Raw genomic sequence first — 20,926 nt, forward strand, 5'->3', positions numbered from 1 at the left:
AGTAATTTATTTTAAATATGAACAAAGACCTAATTTAGCGAAGTAAGTATATTTCAGGAGCGGGTTATAGGCGCTAATTATTATTGTTCGGATTTTACCTTGATAAAAATACTTTTGTCCCAGCCCCTCAGAATAAGATACTTCATATGGACGGTTTTGTACTAGGAGGAGAAAACGTGAATATTTCAGTCTTATTAATAACAATAGCCATAGCATTTTTAATTACCGTCCTTTTATCTCCAATATTGATTCCATTTTTAAGACGCTTAAAGTTTGGACAAAGCATTAGAGAAGAAGGACCGGAATCCCATTTGAAAAAAACCGGCACACCGACAATGGGCGGTCTTATGATTATATTCAGCATCATTATTACCTCCATTATTATGGTAAGCAGGGCTGCTCCTGAAGGAATCAGCTATGAATTGTGGCTGTTGATTTTTGTATTGGCAGGCTATGGTGTATTGGGCTTTTTGGACGATTTTATAAAAGTTGCCATGAAACGAAATTTGGGATTGACTTCCAAGCAGAAAATGCTTGGTCAAATCATAATTGCACTTATTTTTTATTTTATTTTGCAAAGCCAGGATTTTCCTACTACAATTCAAATTCCCGGAACACAGATAGAGTGGGAGCTTGGCTGGCTGTATGCCGTCCTCATCATATTCATGCTTGTAGGCTCTTCCAATGCCGTAAACCTGACAGATGGTTTGGATGGACTGCTCGCGGGGACTGCAGCTATTGCTTTTGGAGCTTTTGGCTTATTGGCCTGGTACGGTTTTCCCCAATATGATGTTACGATTTTCTCATTGGCTGTAGTTGGAGCGTTGCTCGGTTTTCTTGTATTTAATGCCCATCCCGCAAAAGTATTTATGGGTGATACCGGGTCACTTGCCTTGGGTGCGGCAATTGCCGCGGTAAGTATATTAACCAAAATGGAAATTCTATTAATTATCATTGGCGGTGTGTTTGTGATTGAAACATTATCCGTGATAATTCAGGTTGCTTCATTTAAAACGACAGGAAAAAGGGTATTTAAAATGAGTCCGCTGCATCACCATTATGAGCTGCTTGGATGGTCGGAATGGAGAGTAGTAACTACCTTTTGGCTGATTGGACTGGTCTTTGCTGCACTCGGGATTTATATTGAGGTGGGATTAAGTTGAAAAAATTAAAGGAATTCCCTTACTCTCGAATACTTGTATTAGGTTTGGCAAAAAGCGGCACTGCAGCAGCAAAATTACTGCTTGAAAATGACCGGATTGTACGTGTAAATGATATACAGGCAAGCGAAGAGGACGAAACGGTTTCAAAATTAAAATCGTTGGGTGCAGAGCTGATACTCGGGTCCCATCCTCTTTTTGTTTTAGATGACATAGAGATTGTGGTGAAAAACCCCGGTATCCCTTATGAAAACCCAATTTTGGTAGAAGCGGAAAAGAGAGGCATCCCTATCATCACAGAAATTGAGCTCGCCTATCTATTGACAGAAGGTCTGCTTATCGGGGTTACTGGATCAAATGGAAAAACCACTACAACAACTTTAATAACGGAAATGCTTTCCAAAAGTGACCAGCCTGTAAAAGTGGCAGGTAATATTGGCTTAGTCGCAACGGAAATTGCACAAACACTGACAGAGGAAGAGCATCTGGTAATGGAACTGTCTTCTTTTCAATTAATGGGGACGGAACAATTTCGCCCCAATATTGCTGTACTGCTTAATATTTATGAAGCACATTTGGATTATCATAAAACTATGGATAATTATAGAACCGCAAAATATAATATATTTAAAAATCAGTCGTCAGGTGACTATTTGGTGTATAATGCGGATGACCCAATACTTTCAGAAGCGGTACTGACTTCAAACGCCATGCTGATCCCTTTCTCGGTAAAAAAACGGCTGGAGGAAGGGGCATGGCTGGATGATGAATGGATTTATTTCCGTGGGGAGAAAGTCGTTAACCGAAAAGACATTGTTCTCGTCGGGGAACATAACCTGGAAAATATACTAGCTGCTGCAGCTGCAGCAAAAATCAGCGGTGCTTCCAATGAAGGAATAAATAAAGTATTAGCTACATTTACAGGTGTCAAGCATCGCCTGCAATTCATCAGAAACCATTATGGGCGTCTATTTTATAATGATTCCAAAGCAACAAATATTCTGGCTACACAAAAGGCACTTGCTTCCTTCAAACAGCCTGTTATATTACTTGCAGGAGGACTGGACCGGGGAAATGAATTTACCGATTTAATCCCTTATTTAACCTGTGTAAAAATGATGGTAACCTTTGGAGAGACCAGGAAAAAATTAAAGGAAACTGCTAAATTGGCTGATATAGATGTAATAATGACGGAAAATATTCACCAGGCTGTAGAAAAAGCCTATAAGCACTCTGAGGAAGGAGATGTCATTTTACTATCCCCAGCATGTGCCAGCTGGGATCAATACCGGACGTTCGAACAAAGAGGTGACATGTTTATACAAGCCGTGCATACATTATTATAGGGGCTTGTTGTGAAACATGAATAAAAATATAAATTAACAACAACACCCCTGCCTTAATGATGAAAAGAGGGGTGTTATTTTGTATAATAAAATGCTGAATAGCCATCATAAACCGGATTATCTGCTGCTTTTTTCCATCATCACTTTACTCGTTATAGGAATTATTATGGTTTTCAGCTCTTCTTACGTTTGGTCGGATTATAAATTTGATGACGCAGCATTTTATCTGAAGAGACAGCTGCTTTTTACCCTGGCAGGTATTATAAGTATGTTTTTTATCATGCAAATTCCTTATGGTACATGGAAAAAATATGCAAAGGTTATACTCATAGGCTGTTTCGTTTTACTTTTTCTTGTTTTAATTCCGGGAATCGGCATGGTGCGCGGCGGTGCCCAAAGCTGGATAGGAATCGGTGCTTTCAGCATTCAGCCGTCAGAGTTTATGAAACTGGGATTGATTATTTTTCTGGCAGCCTACCTTGCTTCCAACCAAAAAAATATTACCTCATTTAAGAAGGGATTTTTTCCGTCTTTAATATTAGTTTTTACTGCCTTTGGGCTTATTATGCTTCAGCCTGATCTGGGAACGGGAATGGTTCTTGTTTTAACCTGCATGCTAATGATCTTCGCAGCGGGAGCAAAATTGTCCCATTTTTTTGGACTGGCTGCCCTTGGACTTGCGGGTTTTGTTGGGTTAATCGCTTCGGCCCCGTATCGTATTAGTCGAATAACCGCATTCTTAAACCCTTGGGAGGATCCATTAGGAGACGGTTTTCAGATCATTCAATCGCTTTATGCAATTGGTCCGGGCGGACTCATGGGGCTCGGATTGGGAGAAAGCCTGCAAAAATATTTTTACTTGCCGGAACCGCAAACCGATTTTATTTTTGCCATCCTCGCAGAAGAACTGGGATTTATTGGAGGGACATTTGTCATCCTGTTGTTTGCCCTTTTGCTGTGGAGAGGAATAAAAGTTGCGCTGGAAGCACCGGATACCTTTTCCGGATTTTTGGCTCTCGGTATTGTCTCCATGCTGGTCTTACAGGCAATGATTAATATTAGTGTAGTAATCGGTCTTATTCCCGTCACGGGAATTACACTCCCATTCTTAAGTTATGGAGGTTCTTCTCTAACTCTGACATTATGTTCGGTAGGCATACTGTTAAATATTAGCAGATATACAAGAGTGTAAAATGAAATATATTTATTAAACACGCAAAATGGAATGACAGGTCCATTTTGCGTGTTTTTTCCTCCGGAGCCGATTTGGTAAAAATTAATATAAATTTTTACAGGAAACTATTCACGGGAGACTACAACTAACAGGGGGATATGTGATATAATTCATATAACATGAGAGAAGACTGAATCAATACATAACTCTTCTGTTAATTTATGTACAAAGGAAGAAATGGGGATGGATGATAAAAAAATTGTTTCAATTGAAGACCGGATTCCCAAATTGAAACAAGCCCGTAAAAAAAAAGCGAATCGGCGTCTCGTATTTTATCTTTCTATTTTTTTCTTTTTAATTTCAATTATCGTGTATTTACAGTCACCCCTAAGCTATATTAAAACCATTGAAGTAACCGGCAATACTTTTTTAACGGATGAGGAAGTTATTGAAATAAGTGAATTACAAACAAATACAAACATTTGGACGATAAATAAAGAAGAAATTGCCGAACAAATGAAGGATAATCCAATTGTTGAATCTGCAGAGGTAAACAGAATTCTTCCCCGGACAGTGGAAATCAGCCTTAAGGAGTTTGAACATGTAGGTTATGTGGAAGAAGAAAACAGTTATTCGCCGATATTGAGGAATGGAAACATCCTGGAATCAATGAATCAATCAAACCCGAATGGGGATGCTCCCATTCTCATCGGTTTTACGGAAACGGAATATTTGGAAAGGCTGGCAAATGAGCTTGCTGAACTGCCGGATAGCATAAGTAATTTAATTTCTGAAATTCACTGGTCACCTGCTGAAGAAAATAGGGACAAGTTATTGTTATATATGAATGATGGTTTTTTGGTGGATGGAACGATAAGGAATTTTGCTGAAAAAATGGAAGTATATCCTTCCATTGCAGGTCAGCTTGATGAGGAAGAAAAGGGAATCATTCATATTGGGGTAGGGGCCTATTTTGAATCATTCAATGAACCGCCAAATGAGGATGATGCAGTGAATGAAGACAGCGGATCAGATTCAAATGAGGATACAGATAATGAATAATTGCATAACAATAGCCATATAACTCGCTGGCGTACCGAATTAGTATATGAATAGAGAGTTCCCGGCTGAAAAGAGCCTAAAAAATAATATATTTCCTATGAAAAATTTGCAAAAGTAATAAATAATGCGGAAAAGTCCATAAATAACAAGGAAATTCCTTGTTTTTCGTTCCATTAACATATATATATTTTCTTTTTCCGCTATTATACTATAAAATAATTAATTATCAGGTTTGAATGACGATGATAGATAAAGATGTGTATTAATGGACCGAAAGAGGGGGTGCCTTTTCTTTGAATAATAGTGAAATATTAGTAAGTCTGGATATAGGAACCACAAAAGTGAAAGTGATTATCGGAGAAGTATTAAATGATTCATTAAATATTATTGGAGTTGGAACGGCAAAATCCAACGGCTTAAAAAAAGGTGCTGTCGTGGATATCGACCAGACAGTTCATTCGATCAGGAATGCTGTAGAACAGGCTGAAAGAATGGTAGGCATGAAAATTGACAGGGTTGTTGTAGGGATCAATGGAAACCATGTGCAATTACAGCCTTGTCATGGTGTTGTAGCTGTCCAAAGTGAAAATCGCGAAATAACAGATGAAGATATTACGAGAGTAATTGATGGTGCGCAAGTGGTTTCGATCCCTCCTGAACGTGAAATCATTGACGTAGTTCCACAGCAATTTATTGTCGATGGTTTGGATGAAATCACAGACCCGCGCGGAATGATTGGTGTAAGACTCGAGATGGCTGGAACAATCATTACCTGCTCCAAAACTTTTCTACATAATGTTCTGAAGTGTGTAGAACGTGCTGGATTGGAAATTGCTGATATTTGTCTGCAGCCGCTTGCTGCAGGAACTGTAGCGCTATCCAAGGATGAAAAAAATATGGGTGTGGCGTTAATTGATATTGGCGGGGGCTGTACCACCATATCGGTTTTTGAAAATGAACATCTAGTTTCCACAGGTGTTATTAACCTTGCAGGAGATAATATTACAAAAGATCTTTCCATTGGTTTGCGGACATCCACGGAGGAAGCAGAGGATATTAAGCTGAATTATGGCCATGCCTATTATGACGATGCACAGGAAGATGAAGTGTTTGAAGTGGGAGCAATTGGAAATGACTCCAAGCAAACATATAACCAGTTACAGGTTGCTGATATTATAGAAGCCAGACTGGAAGAGATTTATGCATATGCTGACGAAGAAATAAAAAGAATGGGCTTTGGTGAATTGCCGGGAGGATATGTATTAACCGGCGGTACAATGACCATGCCCGGGGTGCTTGAACTTGCCCGGGACCTGTTCCGTTCCAATGCCCGCGTTGCTATCCCTGATTATATCGGTGTAAGAGAACCTCAGTTTACAGCAGGGGTTGGAATATTGCAATTTGCTTATCGCAATGCGAAAATACAAGGAAAAGATTTATTTCCAGCTGTACAAATGCAGCCGGACGAACAGAATATGAAACGAAATCAAAAGCAGCCAAAAACAAATGCACCGAAAGAAAAGAAGAAGAAAGAGTCCAAAATAGCTAACATGTTTAAGTACTTTTTTGATTGACATCCGTTTAAGCGTGATGAAAACAGCTATTGGATCACTTGCAATTTTGCACATTAGGAGGAACGAAATATGTTGGAGTTTGATACGAATATGGAGGAATTAGCAACGATAAAAGTTATCGGTGTTGGCGGCGGCGGAAATAATGCTGTAAACCGCATGATTGAACATGGAGTCGAGGGAGTCGAATTCATTGCTGTTAATACAGATGCCCAGGCGTTAAACCTGTCAAAAGCGGAAGTAAAAGTACAAATTGGCAGTAAACTAACCCGGGGATTGGGAGCCGGAGCCAATCCGGAGGTCGGAAAAAAAGCTGCTGAAGAAAGTAAAGAGCAGCTGGAAGAAGTATTACAGGGAGCAGATATGATTTTTGTAACAGCCGGTATGGGCGGAGGAACCGGAACCGGTGCTGCCCCCGTTATTGCCCAGGTTGCCAAGGATTTAAATGCTTTGACAGTCGGGGTGGTGACACGTCCATTTTCCTTTGAAGGGAGAAGGCGCTCAACCCATGCGGTCTCAGGAATTGATACATTAAAAAGCAATGTTGATACGCTTATTGTTATACCAAATGACCGCTTATTGGAAATTGTCGACAAAAATACACCGATGCTGGAAGCATTCCGTGAAGCGGATAATGTGCTTAGACAGGGTGTACAGGGTATCTCTGATCTAATTGCAAAACCGGGCTTAATTAATGTGGATTTTGCGGACGTAAAGACCATTATGTATGATAAAGGATCCGCCCTGATGGGTATTGGTGTGGCTACCGGTGAAACGCGTGCTACCGAAGCTGCCAAAAAAGCAATCTCATCACCTCTTTTGGAAACATCGATTGATGGGGCACATGGAATATTAATGAATATAACAGGCGGTATCAACCTGAGTTTATACGAAGTACAGGAAGCGGCAGATCTTGTTACTTCCGCTGCTGACGAGGAAGTAAATGTTATATTTGGCTCTGTAATCAATGAAAATCTAAAAGACGAAATTGTTGTTACAGTAATTGCAACCGGGTTTGACGAATCAGTTAAAAAACCAAGCAGAACACCAAAAGCAGAACGTCCGATAGTTAACCATAACCAGCATGCTGCAACAAGAGCAAATGAGGATATGCCGCGGGAACATAGGGAACCTGTTCAGCAGCAGCGTCCAAAACAGGAGGAAGAGCTGGATATTCCTACGTTTTTGCGGAACCGCAATCGCAATCGATAATAATGATTAATAATAGGAAAGTAGAAACAAGTGCTGTATTCTGGCACTTGTTTCTTTTTTTATTTAAAAAAGCAACGGCAACATGTTTTCCCCGGCTTAGCGGTTAACTTAAATTTCCTCTCTTTAGTCTTCGCACAAGTACGTGTGATCTTTCATCTTTTGAATCATTATCATCAGTGACAAACTTTTCAATAACTAGCTAAAATTAGTCGCATTACGCATACAGGATGTGACAGACTTTGCTGTCTATATCCCTTATACTTCTTTTAACTGTACGGAAAGTAATTTATAGCATTTATAAATATTAGCGTATAGTCATACAGCAGATTAGTGACATAGCGGAAAACCAATCTATCATTTTAGTAGAATAGTAAATCAGATTATTGATGGTAGTAGCAGAAAGGAAGAATATAGTTGACTATTTACCTTGATGCTGTATGGATGTTGAACTTTTTACTTGATATGATGCTTTTATTATTAACCCAAGCCTTGGCCAGGGAAAGTATAACGAAAAGAAGAATTGCTTTTGGATCCGTCATTGCATCTTTAATTGTGCCTATTTCTTTTTATTTTCCGGATTCATTTTTCAGCGGTGCAGCAGGCAAAATAATGTATTCCATACTTATCATTTTTTGTTCATTTGGATATAAATCATTTTATAGAATGATGAAATTGTTATTTCTGTTTTACTTTGTCTCTTTTTCGATAGGAGGTGGTTTAATTGCTGTACACTTTCTATTTCAGCAGCCTGTAAGTATCACGGCAAATGGTATTTTAACCGTTAATCACGGGTTTGGCGATCCAATCAGCTGGCTGTTTGTCATGATAGGCTTTCCGTTTGTATTGCTTTTTACAAAACGGCGTATGGACAGGCATGTAGCTGAAAAAATCCGATATGATCAATTATGTCCAGTGACGATAAAAATAAAACAGGAAAGTTTTCCAACGTCCGGTTATATTGACAGTGGAAATCAGCTCGTGGATCCGATTACCAAAAAACCGGTAATCCTATGTGATGAACCCTTTTTAAAGCAATGGTTCTCCGAAGAGGACTGGAAACTGCTGAAACAATTACAGGAACATCTTGATTTTACTAAAATCCCAAAGGCATGGGAGAACTATATTCAAATAATTCCATATCAGGGAGTTCAGGGAAACAGCATGTTTTTGCTTGCAATCAGACCTGATGAAATCACGATAATCTATGAAAATAAAAAGATTGTTACCAGTCATTTTTTAGTTGGAATCCAATTTGCGGAGCTAACTAAAGACAAAAGCTATCACTGCCTATTGCAGCCGCAAATGATTCATTTACCTGCAATTCATTCTGCATAAAGGGGAGATTCTGAGTGAAAATAATAAAATTACGTGTACGCTTATGGTGGTATAAATTACTGATTAAACTGGGGATTAAATCTGATGAAATTTATTACATAGGAGGAAGTGAAGCACTGCCGCCTCCTTTATCCAAGGAGGAAGAAAAGGAACTCCTTACCCTTTTACCGCAGGGGGATCAATCGGCAAGAGCCGTACTGATCGAACGAAATTTACGGCTTGTTGTGTATATTGCAAGGAAATTTGAAAATACAGGAATAAATATTGAAGATTTGATAAGTATTGGAACGATTGGGTTAATTAAAGCAGTAAATACATTTAATCCCGAGAAGCAAATTAAGCTGGCAACCTATGCCTCAAGATGTATCGAGAATGAAATATTAATGTATTTACGAAGAAACAATAAATTAAAATCCGAAATTTCTTTTGATGAGCCGCTGAATATAGACTGGGACGGCAATGAATTATTGCTTTCCGATGTACTTGGCACAGAAGAAGATATCATTACAAAAGATCTGGAAGTAAGTGTTGATAAAAGTCTGCTGAAGGACGCACTTTCCCAGTTAAATGACCGTGAAAAACAAATCATGGAGCTCAGGTTCGGTTTGATAGGAAAAGAAGAAAAAACCCAGAAAGATGTCGCCGATATGTTAGGTATTTCACAATCTTATATCTCCCGGCTGGAGAAAAAAATAATCCGCCGTTTAAAAAAAGAATTTAATAAAATGGTGTAACCTTGTCTCTAAAAGGTTTATACTGATTTTCAGGCTTTAGGTGTTTAGTCAGCCTGCATAAAAACCCTTCCTCAGGGAGATACTGTCCATGAACAGCATCACCACCAACTGGGAGGGTTAAACAGATAATGACTAGACATAAAGTAGAAATATGTGGTGTTGATACATCAAAACTGCCTGTACTTACCAATGAAGAAATGCGAGAGTTATTTATTCGAATGCAACAGCATGATGATCTATCAGCAAGGGAAGAACTGGTAAATGGCAACCTGAGATTGGTTTTAAGCGTTATTCAACGTTTTAATAACCGCGGTGAATATGTTGATGACTTATTCCAGGTAGGTTGTATCGGATTAATGAAATCAATTGATAACTTTGACTTATCGCATAATGTACGATTTTCAACGTATGCTGTTCCAATGATCATCGGGGAGATCAGGAGATATTTACGGGATAATAATCCGATCAGGGTATCGAGATCATTAAGAGATATTGCGTATAAAGCATTACAAGTAAGAGAGAAATTGATTAATAAAACCTCAAAGGAACCAACTGCAATGGAAATTGCCGAAGAAATGGATCTGCCGCATTCCGATATTGTGTTTGCGATGGAAGCAATTCAGGATCCTGTTTCCTTATTTGAACCTATATACAATGATGGCGGGGACCCGATCTATGTTTTGGACCAAATAAGTGATGACAAAGATAAAGATTCAACGTGGCTGGACAAACTGTCCCTGAAAGAAGGAATGTACCAGTTGAATGACAGGGAAAAAATGATTTTGAATAAGCGTTTTTTTCAGGGAAAAACACAGATGGAGGTTGCTGAAGAGATTGGGATTTCCCAGGCACAAGTATCCAGGCTGGAAAAAGCAGCGATCAGCCAAATGAATAAACAGATGTTTGAATAATATATGTGAATTTATTCTAAACGTAACTAGCGGCAACGCTCGGGGACACTAAGTGTGTCTGGCTTTTAGCGATCAGATGCACATTAATAGGAATTTAATAAACATAATCTGGAGGGTATATTATAAGCTTTTACTTTGAAAAGTTAATAAAGAATAAGATTAGGAACAGGTTGTCTGTTCCTTTTTGATTTTCGTTAAAAAAACTACTGGTGGAATAGCAAAATTATTTAGCGGCGTCCGGAAGAATTGGAAACAGATCGACGATTGCTGTCAGAAGAGACAGAAGCTGAAAAGTCTTTGAACAGTATTATCAAGGCCAAAATCAGCTGAGAAAGAGTAGAAAAGTCTTTGAACAGTGTTATCAAGGACAAAATCAGTTGAGACAGAAGCTGAAAAGTCTTTGAACAGTGTTATCAAGGACAAAATCAGCTGAGAAAGAGTAAAAAAGTCTTTGAACAGCGTTATCGTGGACAAAATCAGTTGAGAAAGAGTAGAAAAGTCTTTGACAAGCGTTATCAAGGACAAAATCAGTTGAGAAGGAGTAGAAAAGTCTTTGAACAGTGTTATCAAGGACAAAATCAGTTGAGACAGAAGCTGAAAAGTCTTTGAACAGCGTTATCAAGGACAAAATCAGCTGAGAAAGAGTAAAAAAGTCTTTGAACAGCGTTATCGTGGACAAAATCAGTTGAGAAAGAGTAGAAAAGTCATTGAACAGTGTTATCAAGGCCAAAATCAGCTGAGAAAGAGTAGAAAAGTCATTGAACAGTGTTATCAAGGCCAAAATCAGTTGAAAAAAGTGTGAAAATATCTTTGAATACCGGTCTCGTGGACAAAATCAGCGAAAAAAGAGTTTAAAGAGTCTTTGCGGATCATCCTCTTTTCTAAAATCACGATTCCCTGCATATAGTTATAGTATACTGGGGGGTGAAGAGGGATGATCAGATTATCGGAACTTCAATTAAAAGAAGTTATTATTATTGATGATGGGAGTCGGCTGGGTCATATCTCAGACCTGGAAATAGATACGGACATCGGAAGAATTGTCGGGATTGTGATCATAATGAAAGAGAAAAAAGGGATTTTTGATAAACCGGAAGAATTGGTAATTCACTGGAGCCAAATTATTCGGATAGGGTCTGATGTGATCCTTGTCAAAAATGTGGACCAGCCAAAATTATACAGTCCTTCCTAAAAAGGAACATAATTATGTTAAAATGGACAAGTAATCCTGGCGGAAAGTGGAGGAAGCTTTATGAATGAACCATTTATTCGGAAAACAGAAAGGATGCTATTTATTAAAAAATGGCAGGACAAGATTCCCGGGTTAATTGCCGGTTTTACTACGAGAAATGGAGGAGTAAGCGAAGCACCGTTTGATTCCTTAAATATTGGTTTGCACGTAAATGATGAAAAGCAACATGTGTTAACTAATAGAAAGCTGTTTGTGAAAGATTTATCCTTTTCTATGAATGACTGGGTCAGCGGAGAACAGGTTCATCAGACAAAGATAAAAAAATTAGGAGAAGCAGATAAAGGAAGCGGTGCTGCTTCAAATGCTGATTCCATACCAAATACAGATGGATTAATTACCAATAAAAAAGGGATCCTGTGCACTGCTTATTTTGCTGATTGCGTTCCATTATTCTTCCTCGATCCTGTGACAGAATATATTGGAATTGCACATGCTGGATGGAAGGGTACCGTGAACGGCATGGCATCCAAAATGGCAGCTGCATTTAAAGAAAATGGTGTGCTTGCAGAAAATCTGCATGTCATAATCGGCCCTTGTATTTCTTCAGCATATTATGAAGTCGACAATCATGTTGTCCGTCACATCATGCCGAAATACAGGGAAAATTGTGTCACTCCTCGGGGGAATAATCAGTTTTTGCTCGATTTAAAACAATTAAACGTAGATATCCTTTTACAAGCAGGGGTATTACGTAATAATATAGATGTAACCAACTACTGTACGTTTAAAGATAGAGCGTTATTTTTTTCACATCGGAGAGATGAGGGGAAAACAGGAAGAATGGCAGGATTTATTGGCTTTTCCCTTTAACTATTTTTAAAGGAGAAATGGTAATAATGGATGTAGCAGTTAACTTGGATAGCATACAGAAACAAATTAGGCAGGCATGTGCAAGAAGTAATCGAAATTTAGAAGAAATAACCATAATCGGGGTGACAAAATATGTTACAATAGAACGAACAGAAGAAGCATTGCAGGCAGGAGTGACAAATTTTGGCGAAAATCGGCTTGATGGTTTTTTGACAAAATACAATCATTTTCAGGACCGGGCAAAATGGCATTTTATTGGTACATTGCAATCGAGAAAGGTAAAGGAAGTTATCGATAAAGTGGACATGATTCATTCTTTGGACAGGATGTCATTGGCCAAAGAAATTAATAAGCGTGCAAGTGATGTGATGGATTGCTTTGTTCAGGTCAATGTAAGCGGAGAGGAAACAAAGCATGGACTAAAAACTGAAGAGGTACTTGCCTTTATGGAGGAAGTATCCAAATATGAAAAAGTACGTGTGGTTGGACTCATGACCATGGCTCCCCAAATAGAAGATGAATCCCGCTTGAGAGAGATTTTCAGGTCGCTTGCCCGTCTGCGTGATGAAGTTAGGAACCAAAACTTTTCCCATGCCCCTTGTGAATTTTTATCCATGGGCATGAGCAATGACTTTTCAATCGCTGTGGAAGAAGGTGCAACCCATATACGGATTGGCTCCAGCCTTGTAGGAGAATGACTAAGGCGGGAACACCCGGGTTAGCGGACCAAGGCCATGCCAGCTGGATCAATGCTGGGGCTGTGCTAAATGCCCGCCCCGCCGAAAAGAATTGAACTGTGCTGAATTGCCACAAAAAATAAGAGGCACGAGGTGAGAAAATGAGTTTTAAAAATAAGGTGAAAAACTACTTCACAATGGAAGACGAATATGAATATGTTGAAGAACCTGTGGAACCGGAGGAGATAGAAAACCAAAATAAACAGAATGTCGTTAATCTCTCGAGCATACAAAAATCACCTGCAAAAGTGGTGCTGTGTGAACCGAGAAATTACAATGAGGCACAAGAGATTGCCGATAATATTGTAAACAAACGGGCAGTGGTAATAAACCTCCAGCGGGTGGAGCATCAACAGGCGAAGAGAATCGTGGATTTTCTCAGTGGAACAGTGTATGCGATTAATGGTGATATTCAAAAGCTTGGTGCAGATACCTTTTTATGTACGCCCGATAATATTGATGTGACCGGTTCCATCACAGAATCCTTCACAGAAAACGAATACGAAAAAGGATGGTAAAATAAAATATGGCGTTATTGTTTGGAATAATATCGAATGCATTAATGATTTACAGTTATGCATTAATTGTATATATATTTATGTCCTGGTTCCCAGGTGCAAGGGAGTCTGCGTTTGGATCCTTTCTTACTAAAATTTGTGAGCCTTACCTTGAGCCTTTTCGGAAAATAATCCCTCCATTGGGCATGATCGATTTGTCTCCGATCGTTGGCATTCTGGTTCTTCATTTAGCAAGGTTTGGCGTTTTTGAGCTGTATCAGATGATCGCTTTATAAGGGAAGTTTGACATGGATATTTATCAGCATTTCCGTAAAGATGAAAGACCATTTATTGATCAGGTGCTCTCGTGGAAGGAGCAGGTAGAAAGCTCGTTTATAAATAAACAAACGGATTTTCTTGATCCAAGAGAACAGCAAATTGTCAGCATGATCATAGGCAATAATGATGCAGACGTAAAATTGGATATATTTGGCGGCTTCCAAAATGCGGAAAGACGTCGTGCTATTATATCTCCCTATTATGAGGAAGTAACGGAAAATGACTTCCAAATTACCATGCTTGAAGCAAACTATCCGGAGAAATTTTTAACATTAACACATCGGGATATTTTAGGGGCATGCCTGTCATTGGGCATAAAGAGAAATGTCATCGGAGACATCATTGTTGAAGATGGAAAAATTCAAATTATAACTGCTGCTGAAATTGCTGCGTATGTTATCGCGAATCTGACTTCCATCAATAAAGCAACGATCACTCTGAAAGAAAAACCGCTCTCCTCCATCATGGAAAAACAGTTGGACTGGACGGAAAGGGAATTTACGGCAGCCTCTTTACGGCTTGATGTCGTGTTAAAGGAAACATATCATCTTTCAAGAAAGTCTTCCCTTGAGTTAATTAAAAGGCAATTTGTAAAAGTTAATTATAAAGTTGTTGAAGATGCAAAGTTTCTGCTGCGGGACGGAGATATGTTGTCCGTGAGGGGAAAAGGAAGAAGCAAGCTGGTATCGATCAATGGCAGAACAAAAAAAGATAAGTTGAAAATCACCATGGCTGTGCTAAAATAGAATAAACCAGCAGTACTTATTGTATATTTTTGTATAATATTTTATTTATTTTCAAGCAGATCGAACGGAGGTGGCACTATGCCATTAACACCATTGGATATTCACAACAAGGAATTCACAAGAAAATTTAAAGGTTATGACGAAGATGAAGTGAATGAATTTCTGGATCAGGTAATAAAAGATTATGAAATGACGATCAGAGAGAAAAAAGATTTAGAGGAAAAGGTCAAGCAGCTAAACGAAAAATTGGGACATTTTACAAATATTGAAGAGACATTAAACAAGTCTATTTTAATTGCTCAGGAGACAGCTGAAGAGCTGACAGGCAATGCTTCAAAAGAATCCAAATTAATAATAAAAGAAGCGGAAAAAAATGCCGACCGGATTATTAATGAAGCATTAACAAAATCACGCCGGATTTCCATGGACGTGGAAGAATTAAAGAAACAGGCAAAGGTATTCCGTACGAGATTGAAAATGCTTGTGGAAGCACAAATGGATATGATCAATACCGGAGATTGGGAAGATCTTTTTGACACGGATATAGGAGAAGATCTCGAATTAGCGGAAAAAGAGTCGTAGTCCTTGACGTTATCGGAAATTATACATATAATTCATAATCATAATTAATTTTAAATGCGATGATGGAAACAGTATAGAGGAGATTTCTGCTTTAGCGAGTCAGGGATTGGTGGAAGCCTGATGCAGCAATACCTGTAGAAAATCATTCCGGAGCAGCCATTATGAATCAAGTAATAATGGACGTCGGTTCACGTTACGAATATCGAGTGAATTTAAAATTTGTACTGATTTTAAATTTATAAGGGTGGTACCGCGAGTCTTCTCGTCCCTTTTGGGATAGAGGGCTTTTTTATTTAAATTAAAAATCAATGAATGCACCAAGCATACAGGAAAAAAATAAGGAGGAAATGAAATGGACTATAAGGATACATTATTAATGCCAAAAACTAAGTTCCCCATGCGGGGGAATTTGCCTAATAAAGAACCACTAAGGCAGGAGAAATGGGAAGAAGATAAGATTTATGAAAAAGGACTCCAAAGAACAAAAGGGAGACCTCTATTTATTCTGCATGACGGCCCGCCATATGCAAATGGTGATCTTCATATCGGTCATGCGCTCAATAAAATACTGAAAGATTTTATTACCCGCTATAAATCCATGACAGGATATCACGCTCCGTACATTCCGGGTTGGGATACACATGGCCTGCCAGTAGAAACGGCACTTACAAAAACGAAAAAAATTAACCGGAAAGAGATGGATATAGCCGAATTCAGAAAAATGTGTGCTGAATATGCCCTGGGACAGCTTGATAATCAGCGTACACAATTTAAAAAGATGGGTGTGCGCGGCGATTGGGACAATCCATATATAACACTAACAAAGGACTATGAAGCGGCACAGATTAAAGTGTTTGGTGAGATGGCCAAAAAAGGATATATTTATAAAGGATTAAAACCTGTTTACTGGTCTCCATCATCGGAATCCGCGCTTGCCGAGGCAGAAATTGAATATAAAGATAAACGATCTCCGTCTATCTATGTATCTTTTGAGGTAAAAGACGGAAAAGGACTGCTGGACGGCGGGGAGAAAATAATTATCTGGACAACAACACCTTGGACATTACCTGCCAATATGGGAATTTCGCTGCATCCGGAAATCCAATATGCCGTTGTGGAAGAAGCTGGAGAGAAATATGTCATCGCTAAAGCGTTGCTGGAAAGCATAACAGAAGAATTAGGCTGGGAAAACCCGGTGGTTGTGCAAACCTTTAAAGGAGAAAAAGCGGATAAAATGGTGGCCCGGCACCCTTTCTATGATCGTGATTCCCTAATCATGCTGGGAGATCATGTAACAACGGAAGCGGGGACTGGATGTGTCCATACTGCCCCGGGACATGGGGAAGATGATTTCTATGTTTCCGTCAGCTATGGATTGGATGTTTTGAGTCCTGTTGATGAAAAAGGAGTATTTACTTCAGAAGCCCCTGGATTTGAAGGGTTGTTTTATGATAAAGCAAACAAAGTGATTACGGAGAAACTGGAAGAAACGGGAGCGCTGTTAAAGCTTTCATTTATAACACACTCCTATCCGCATGATTGGAGAACAAAAAAACCAACCATTTTCCGTGCAACATCTCAGTGGTTTGCGTCCATCAAGGATTTCCGTGACAATATACTGGATGAAATTAAGGAAATCAATTGGTATCCCAACTGGGGGGAAACAAGACTTCATAATATGGTAAGGGACAGGGAGGACTGGTGTATTTCCCGACAGCGTACTTGGGGCGTTCCAATACCTGTTTTTTATGCGGAGGATAACACACCTATTATTTCAGATGAGACTATATCCCATGTATCAGATCTTTTCAGGGAATACGGTTCGAATGTGTGGTTTGAAAGGGAAGCAAAAGATTTATTGCCGGAAGGTTTTACATCCGAGCACAGCCCCAATGGGAAATTTACGAAGGAAACCGATATTATGGATGTCTGGTTTGACTCCGGATCATCCCATGAGGCGGTTCTCATGGAACGTGAAGATCACCGCCGGCCTGCAGATATTTATCTGGAAGGAAGTGACCAGTACCGCGGGTGGTTTAATTCGTCCCTGTCAACTGCAGTGGCAGTTACAGGAAAGGCGCCTTATAAAACCATTATCAGCCACGGGTTTGTACTTGATGGTGAAGGCAGAAAGATGAGTAAGTCCCTTGGCAATGTCATGGTGCCAGCCAAAGTGCAAAAACAGCTTGGTGCAGACATTTTAAGGTTATGGGTTTCTTCTGTGGATTATCAGGCAGATGTAAGAATTTCACCTGATATATTGAAACAAATTTCCGAAGCGTACCGGAAAATCCGCAATACGTTCCGTTTTATGCTGGCAAATCTGGCTGATTTTGACCCGAAGAAAGATAGTGTGCCTGAAGCGGAATTGGAGGAAGTCGACAAATATATGCTGCACAGGCTGCAGAAATTATTGGAGGATGTGCGTGAAAACTATGAGGAATACGAGTACTCCCCAATCTATCATCAGGTTCATAATTTTTGTGCAGTTGATTTAAGTTCATTCTATCTGGACTTTGCCAAGGATGTATTATATATAGAAGCTGCTGATCATAAGCGGCGCCGCAGCATCCAGACAGGATATTATGAAATTCTCACCACATTGGTGAAACTGTTAACCCCGATTATCCCGCATACGATGGATGAAGTATGGGAGTATATTCCGGGTGTCGAAGCTGAAAGTGTCCAACTGACTGATATTCCCGAACCAAGAGATATTGCCGGTTTGAATAATATCGCCGAAAAATGGGATCATTTTATGAAAGTCAGGGACGATGTGCTAAAGGCATTGGAAGAAGCAAGAAATGAGAAGGTGATCGGAAAGTCACTGGAAGCTAAAGTAGCGATTGCTCCAAAAAATAAAGAAACAGCGGAAGTGCTTAAGTCAATAGATCACCTGCATCAGTATTTAATCGTCTCCGAAGCAGATATAACAGATAATAGCCCAAAGATGAAAGAGTATCAGTATACGGACGTGCTGGTTGAAAAACATCCGGGCGAAAAATGTGAACGCTGCTGGGTATCAACGGATACAAGAGGTGAGGATCCAGATCATCCGGAGCTTTGTTCCAGATGTGCAAGCATTGTGAAAGAACATTATCCAGCATTATAATACAAAGGCTGCCTTATGAATAATCCTTTTATAAGGCAGCCTTTTGCTTTATAATAAATTGCGTATCTGAGTAATAACATATAAAATTAAAAAGACAGATATATGAATACGGAGGAAAACGCATGCACTGGTATTATTTAATTGCGCTTATTATTATTGGAATCGATCAATGGACAAAATGGATCATTGTACAGAACATGGAACTGGGAGAGCGGATTCCTGTCATTGAAAATTTCTTTTACATAACATCTCACCGGAATTCGGGTGCTGCATGGGGTATATTGCAGGGCCAAATGGCTTTTTTTTATATTGTGACGGTCATCGTCGTAATTGGTATTATCTTTTATATGCAGAAGTACGCAAAAAACAATAGGCTGCTTGCAGTATCGTTAAGCCTATTATTAGGCGGGGCAATCGGAAACTTTATCGACCGCTTGCTGCATCAGGAAGTGGTGGACTTTCTTGATTTTTATATTTTTGGGTATAACTTTCCTATATTTAATGTGGCTGACTCCTCGCTCACTATAGGAGTAATCCTTGTTATCATCGCTACCATTATAGAAGAAAAGAAAGGAAATACGAAAAAATGAGCGTTTTTCATCACAAGGTTACAAAAGAACTGGAAAATATACGCCTAGACAAATTACTGGCTGATATAAATGAAGGATATTCACGTTCCCAGGTGCAGGACTGGATCGCGAAGGGGATCGTTACTGTAAACAGTGTAACAGTAAAAGCGAATTATAAGTGCCAGCCGGATGACCTGATTGAATGGAGGATTCCTGAAATACAACCGGTAAAGATAGAGCCGGAAAATATGGAATTGTCTATTGTATTTGAGGATAATGATTTATTGGTAGTGAACAAGGAAAAAGGGATGGTTGTCCATCCATCCGCAGGTCATGAGAGCGGGACGCTTGTTAATGTCCTATTGTATCATGTTGATCAATTATCAACTTTGAATGGGGTAGAACGGCCCGGGATTGTTCATCGGCTTGATAAAGACACGAGCGGTTTATTGGTCATTGCGAAAAATAATAACACACATCAAGACTTGGCTGATCAGCTGGCGGAAAGAAAAATAATACGAAAATATGAAGCAATTGTGCATGGAAGGATTCCACATGAAAAAGGGGTGATTGATGCGCCGATAGGCAGGGATCCCAAAGATCGCCAAAAGATGGCTGTCACAGATAATGGGAAACCTGCAGTTACCCATTTCCGCGTAATCCAATCCTACCCCGGCTATACACATGCAGAATGCCAGCTGGAAACTGGAAGAACCCATCAAATACGAGTTCATATGAAATATATTGGCTACCCGGTAGTTGGAGACCCAAAGTATGGTCCGCGCAAAACGATGGATGCAGGCGGACAGGTATTGCATGCTAAGACAATAGGGTTTACTCACCCAAAAACAAAGAAATGGATGGAATTCACAGAAGCTGCCCCGGATACTTTTTATGATATTTTAGCTTATATACATAAAATGTATTGACTTTGACAACGAAATTTGAAATAATACGTTTAATAGAATAATGCCCTTTTAAGAAAGTCCAGTGAGGCTAAAAAGGAACCGTAATGAAACATTTAGGCAGAAGTATACACACAGCCCCTTTTTTCCTCATGGAAGAAAGGGGCTTATTATTTACAGGAGTGAAATAATGAAGAAAAAAACGGAACTGCTTGATGAACCTGCAATCAACCGGGCATTAACCCGGATAGCCCATGAAATTCTCGAAAAAAATAAAGGTGCAGAACAGCTTATACTGGTGGGAATCAAGACAAGAGGAGTTCCGCTTACGAAGCGGCTTCAGGAAAAAATCAAGCAAATTGAAGGGAATTCTGTGCCTGCTGGAGAATTGGATATCACCCTATATCGGGATGATCTGAAAAAGATTACGGATAATGAAGATCCTCAATTAAAAGCGGCAAATATTCAGGAAGATATTACCGGTAAGATAGTGGTTATGCTGGATGATGTTTTGTATACCGGCAGAACGGTCAGGGCCGGAATGGATGCAATCATGGATATGGGAAGACCGGCACAGATTCAACTGGGAGTGCTGGTGGACAGAGGACATCGTGAACTGCCGATTCGTGCAGATTATGTCGGGAAAAACATTCCAACCTCGGAGAAGGAAATAGTTGTAGTGAAATTGAAGGAAACGGATGATAAAGATTCTGTTGCCATTTACGAAAATTAAATAGAACCTTTAAAAAGATCCAGAGAGGTCTGAAAGGTTGCACTGAAAACATATCTCCAGCGATATGTATACCTCTTTGCGGCCTTTGCAAAGAGGTTTTTATTTTGCCGGGAAAGAAGGTTTTAAGACTTGCCCGGAT

General features: G+C 39.4%; 20 protein-coding genes and 1 other annotated feature. All 20 genes read left to right on the top strand.

What is annotated here, in order from left to right:
• Positions 1-146: 146 nt before the first annotated feature.
• The 20 genes from mraY to pyrR all read left to right on the top strand — a co-directional run bounded on the left by mraY (position 147) and on the right by pyrR (position 20,787).
• Entirely contained in the window at positions 147-1,163 is a 1,017-nt protein-coding gene (mraY, locus tag GHD25_RS05495) for a phospho-N-acetylmuramoyl-pentapeptide-transferase (protein ID WP_462943519.1), read from the top strand.
• Positions 1,160-2,506: a UDP-N-acetylmuramoyl-L-alanine--D-glutamate ligase gene (murD, locus tag GHD25_RS05500; RefSeq protein ID WP_164215378.1), complete on the top strand. Its 1,347-nt coding sequence runs from the start codon at positions 1,160-1,162 to the stop codon at positions 2,504-2,506. The genes mraY and murD overlap by 4 nt, the downstream gene beginning before the upstream one ends.
• Before the next feature lie 91 nt (positions 2,507-2,597).
• Positions 2,598-3,698: a stage V sporulation protein E gene (gene spoVE, locus GHD25_RS05505; RefSeq protein WP_164215546.1), complete on the top strand. Its 1,101-nt coding sequence runs from the start codon at positions 2,598-2,600 to the stop codon at positions 3,696-3,698.
• A 225-nt stretch (positions 3,699-3,923) separates the two neighbouring features.
• Entirely contained in the window at positions 3,924-4,742 is an 819-nt protein-coding gene (locus GHD25_RS05510) for a cell division protein FtsQ/DivIB (protein WP_164215379.1), read from the top strand.
• Between the two features lie 293 nt (positions 4,743-5,035).
• Entirely contained in the window at positions 5,036-6,316 is a 1,281-nt protein-coding gene (ftsA, locus tag GHD25_RS05515; protein WP_164215380.1) for a cell division protein FtsA, read from the top strand.
• 69 nt (positions 6,317-6,385) lie between these two features.
• A complete protein-coding gene (ftsZ, locus tag GHD25_RS05520) occupies positions 6,386-7,525 on the top strand; it encodes a cell division protein FtsZ (protein WP_164215381.1) in 1,140 nt (379 codons plus the stop codon).
• A 414-nt stretch (positions 7,526-7,939) separates the two neighbouring features.
• The gene (gene spoIIGA / locus GHD25_RS05525; protein ID WP_164215382.1) at positions 7,940-8,860 is read left to right on the top strand and encodes a sigma-E processing peptidase SpoIIGA; all 921 of its coding nucleotides are present in this window, start codon (positions 7,940-7,942) and stop codon (positions 8,858-8,860) included.
• 14 nt (positions 8,861-8,874) lie between these two features.
• Positions 8,875-9,594, top strand: coding sequence for an RNA polymerase sporulation sigma factor SigE (gene sigE / locus GHD25_RS05530; protein ID WP_164215383.1), 720 nt, complete (start codon positions 8,875-8,877; stop codon positions 9,592-9,594).
• A gap of 128 nt (positions 9,595-9,722) precedes the next feature.
• Entirely contained in the window at positions 9,723-10,505 is a 783-nt protein-coding gene (sigG, locus tag GHD25_RS05535; protein WP_164215384.1) for an RNA polymerase sporulation sigma factor SigG, read from the top strand.
• A gap of 934 nt (positions 10,506-11,439) precedes the next feature.
• Positions 11,440-11,697, top strand: a complete 258-nt coding sequence (locus GHD25_RS05540; RefSeq protein ID WP_164215385.1) for a YlmC/YmxH family sporulation protein — start codon at positions 11,440-11,442, stop codon at positions 11,695-11,697.
• A 60-nt stretch (positions 11,698-11,757) separates the two neighbouring features.
• Positions 11,758-12,567 carry a peptidoglycan editing factor PgeF gene (gene pgeF / locus GHD25_RS05545; protein ID WP_164215386.1) on the top strand — a complete coding sequence of 270 codons (810 nt, stop codon included), beginning with the start codon at positions 11,758-11,760 and terminating at the stop codon, positions 12,565-12,567.
• A gap of 26 nt (positions 12,568-12,593) precedes the next feature.
• Positions 12,594-13,265 (top strand): YggS family pyridoxal phosphate-dependent enzyme, encoded by a 672-nt coding sequence (locus tag GHD25_RS05550; RefSeq protein ID WP_205601335.1) that lies wholly within the window; start codon positions 12,594-12,596, stop codon positions 13,263-13,265.
• A gap of 140 nt (positions 13,266-13,405) precedes the next feature.
• Positions 13,406-13,822, top strand: coding sequence for a cell division protein SepF (locus GHD25_RS05555; protein WP_164215387.1), 417 nt, complete (start codon positions 13,406-13,408; stop codon positions 13,820-13,822).
• A gap of 8 nt (positions 13,823-13,830) precedes the next feature.
• Positions 13,831-14,097, top strand: coding sequence for a YggT family protein (locus tag GHD25_RS05560; protein ID WP_164215388.1), 267 nt, complete (start codon positions 13,831-13,833; stop codon positions 14,095-14,097).
• Between the two features lie 12 nt (positions 14,098-14,109).
• Positions 14,110-14,886, top strand: a complete 777-nt coding sequence (locus tag GHD25_RS05565) for a YlmH family RNA-binding protein (protein ID WP_164215389.1) — start codon at positions 14,110-14,112, stop codon at positions 14,884-14,886.
• A gap of 78 nt (positions 14,887-14,964) precedes the next feature.
• Complete coding sequence (locus GHD25_RS05570; protein WP_164215390.1) at positions 14,965-15,468, top strand: DivIVA domain-containing protein; 504 nt, start codon at positions 14,965-14,967, stop codon at positions 15,466-15,468.
• A 50-nt stretch (positions 15,469-15,518) separates the two neighbouring features.
• Positions 15,519-15,741: a binding site (T-box leader), on the top strand.
• A 79-nt stretch (positions 15,742-15,820) separates the two neighbouring features.
• Positions 15,821-18,580, top strand: a complete 2,760-nt coding sequence (ileS, locus tag GHD25_RS05575) for an isoleucine--tRNA ligase (protein ID WP_164215391.1) — start codon at positions 15,821-15,823, stop codon at positions 18,578-18,580.
• Positions 18,581-18,702: 122 nt separating this feature from the next.
• A complete protein-coding gene (lspA, locus tag GHD25_RS05580; RefSeq protein ID WP_164215392.1) occupies positions 18,703-19,170 on the top strand; it encodes a signal peptidase II in 468 nt (155 codons plus the stop codon).
• A complete protein-coding gene (locus tag GHD25_RS05585; RefSeq protein WP_164215393.1) occupies positions 19,167-20,078 on the top strand; it encodes an RluA family pseudouridine synthase in 912 nt (303 codons plus the stop codon). Before lspA ends, GHD25_RS05585 begins: the two co-directional genes overlap by 4 nt.
• 166 nt (positions 20,079-20,244) lie before the next feature.
• Positions 20,245-20,787 carry a bifunctional pyr operon transcriptional regulator/uracil phosphoribosyltransferase PyrR gene (gene pyrR, locus GHD25_RS05590; protein WP_164215394.1) on the top strand — a complete coding sequence of 181 codons (543 nt, stop codon included), beginning with the start codon at positions 20,245-20,247 and terminating at the stop codon, positions 20,785-20,787.
• The last annotated feature ends 139 nt before the right edge of the window (positions 20,788-20,926 follow it).

It is taken from the genome of Virgibacillus aidingensis (assembly GCF_010994035.1).
Taxonomy (GTDB): domain Bacteria; phylum Bacillota; class Bacilli; order Bacillales; family Amphibacillaceae; genus Virgibacillus_N.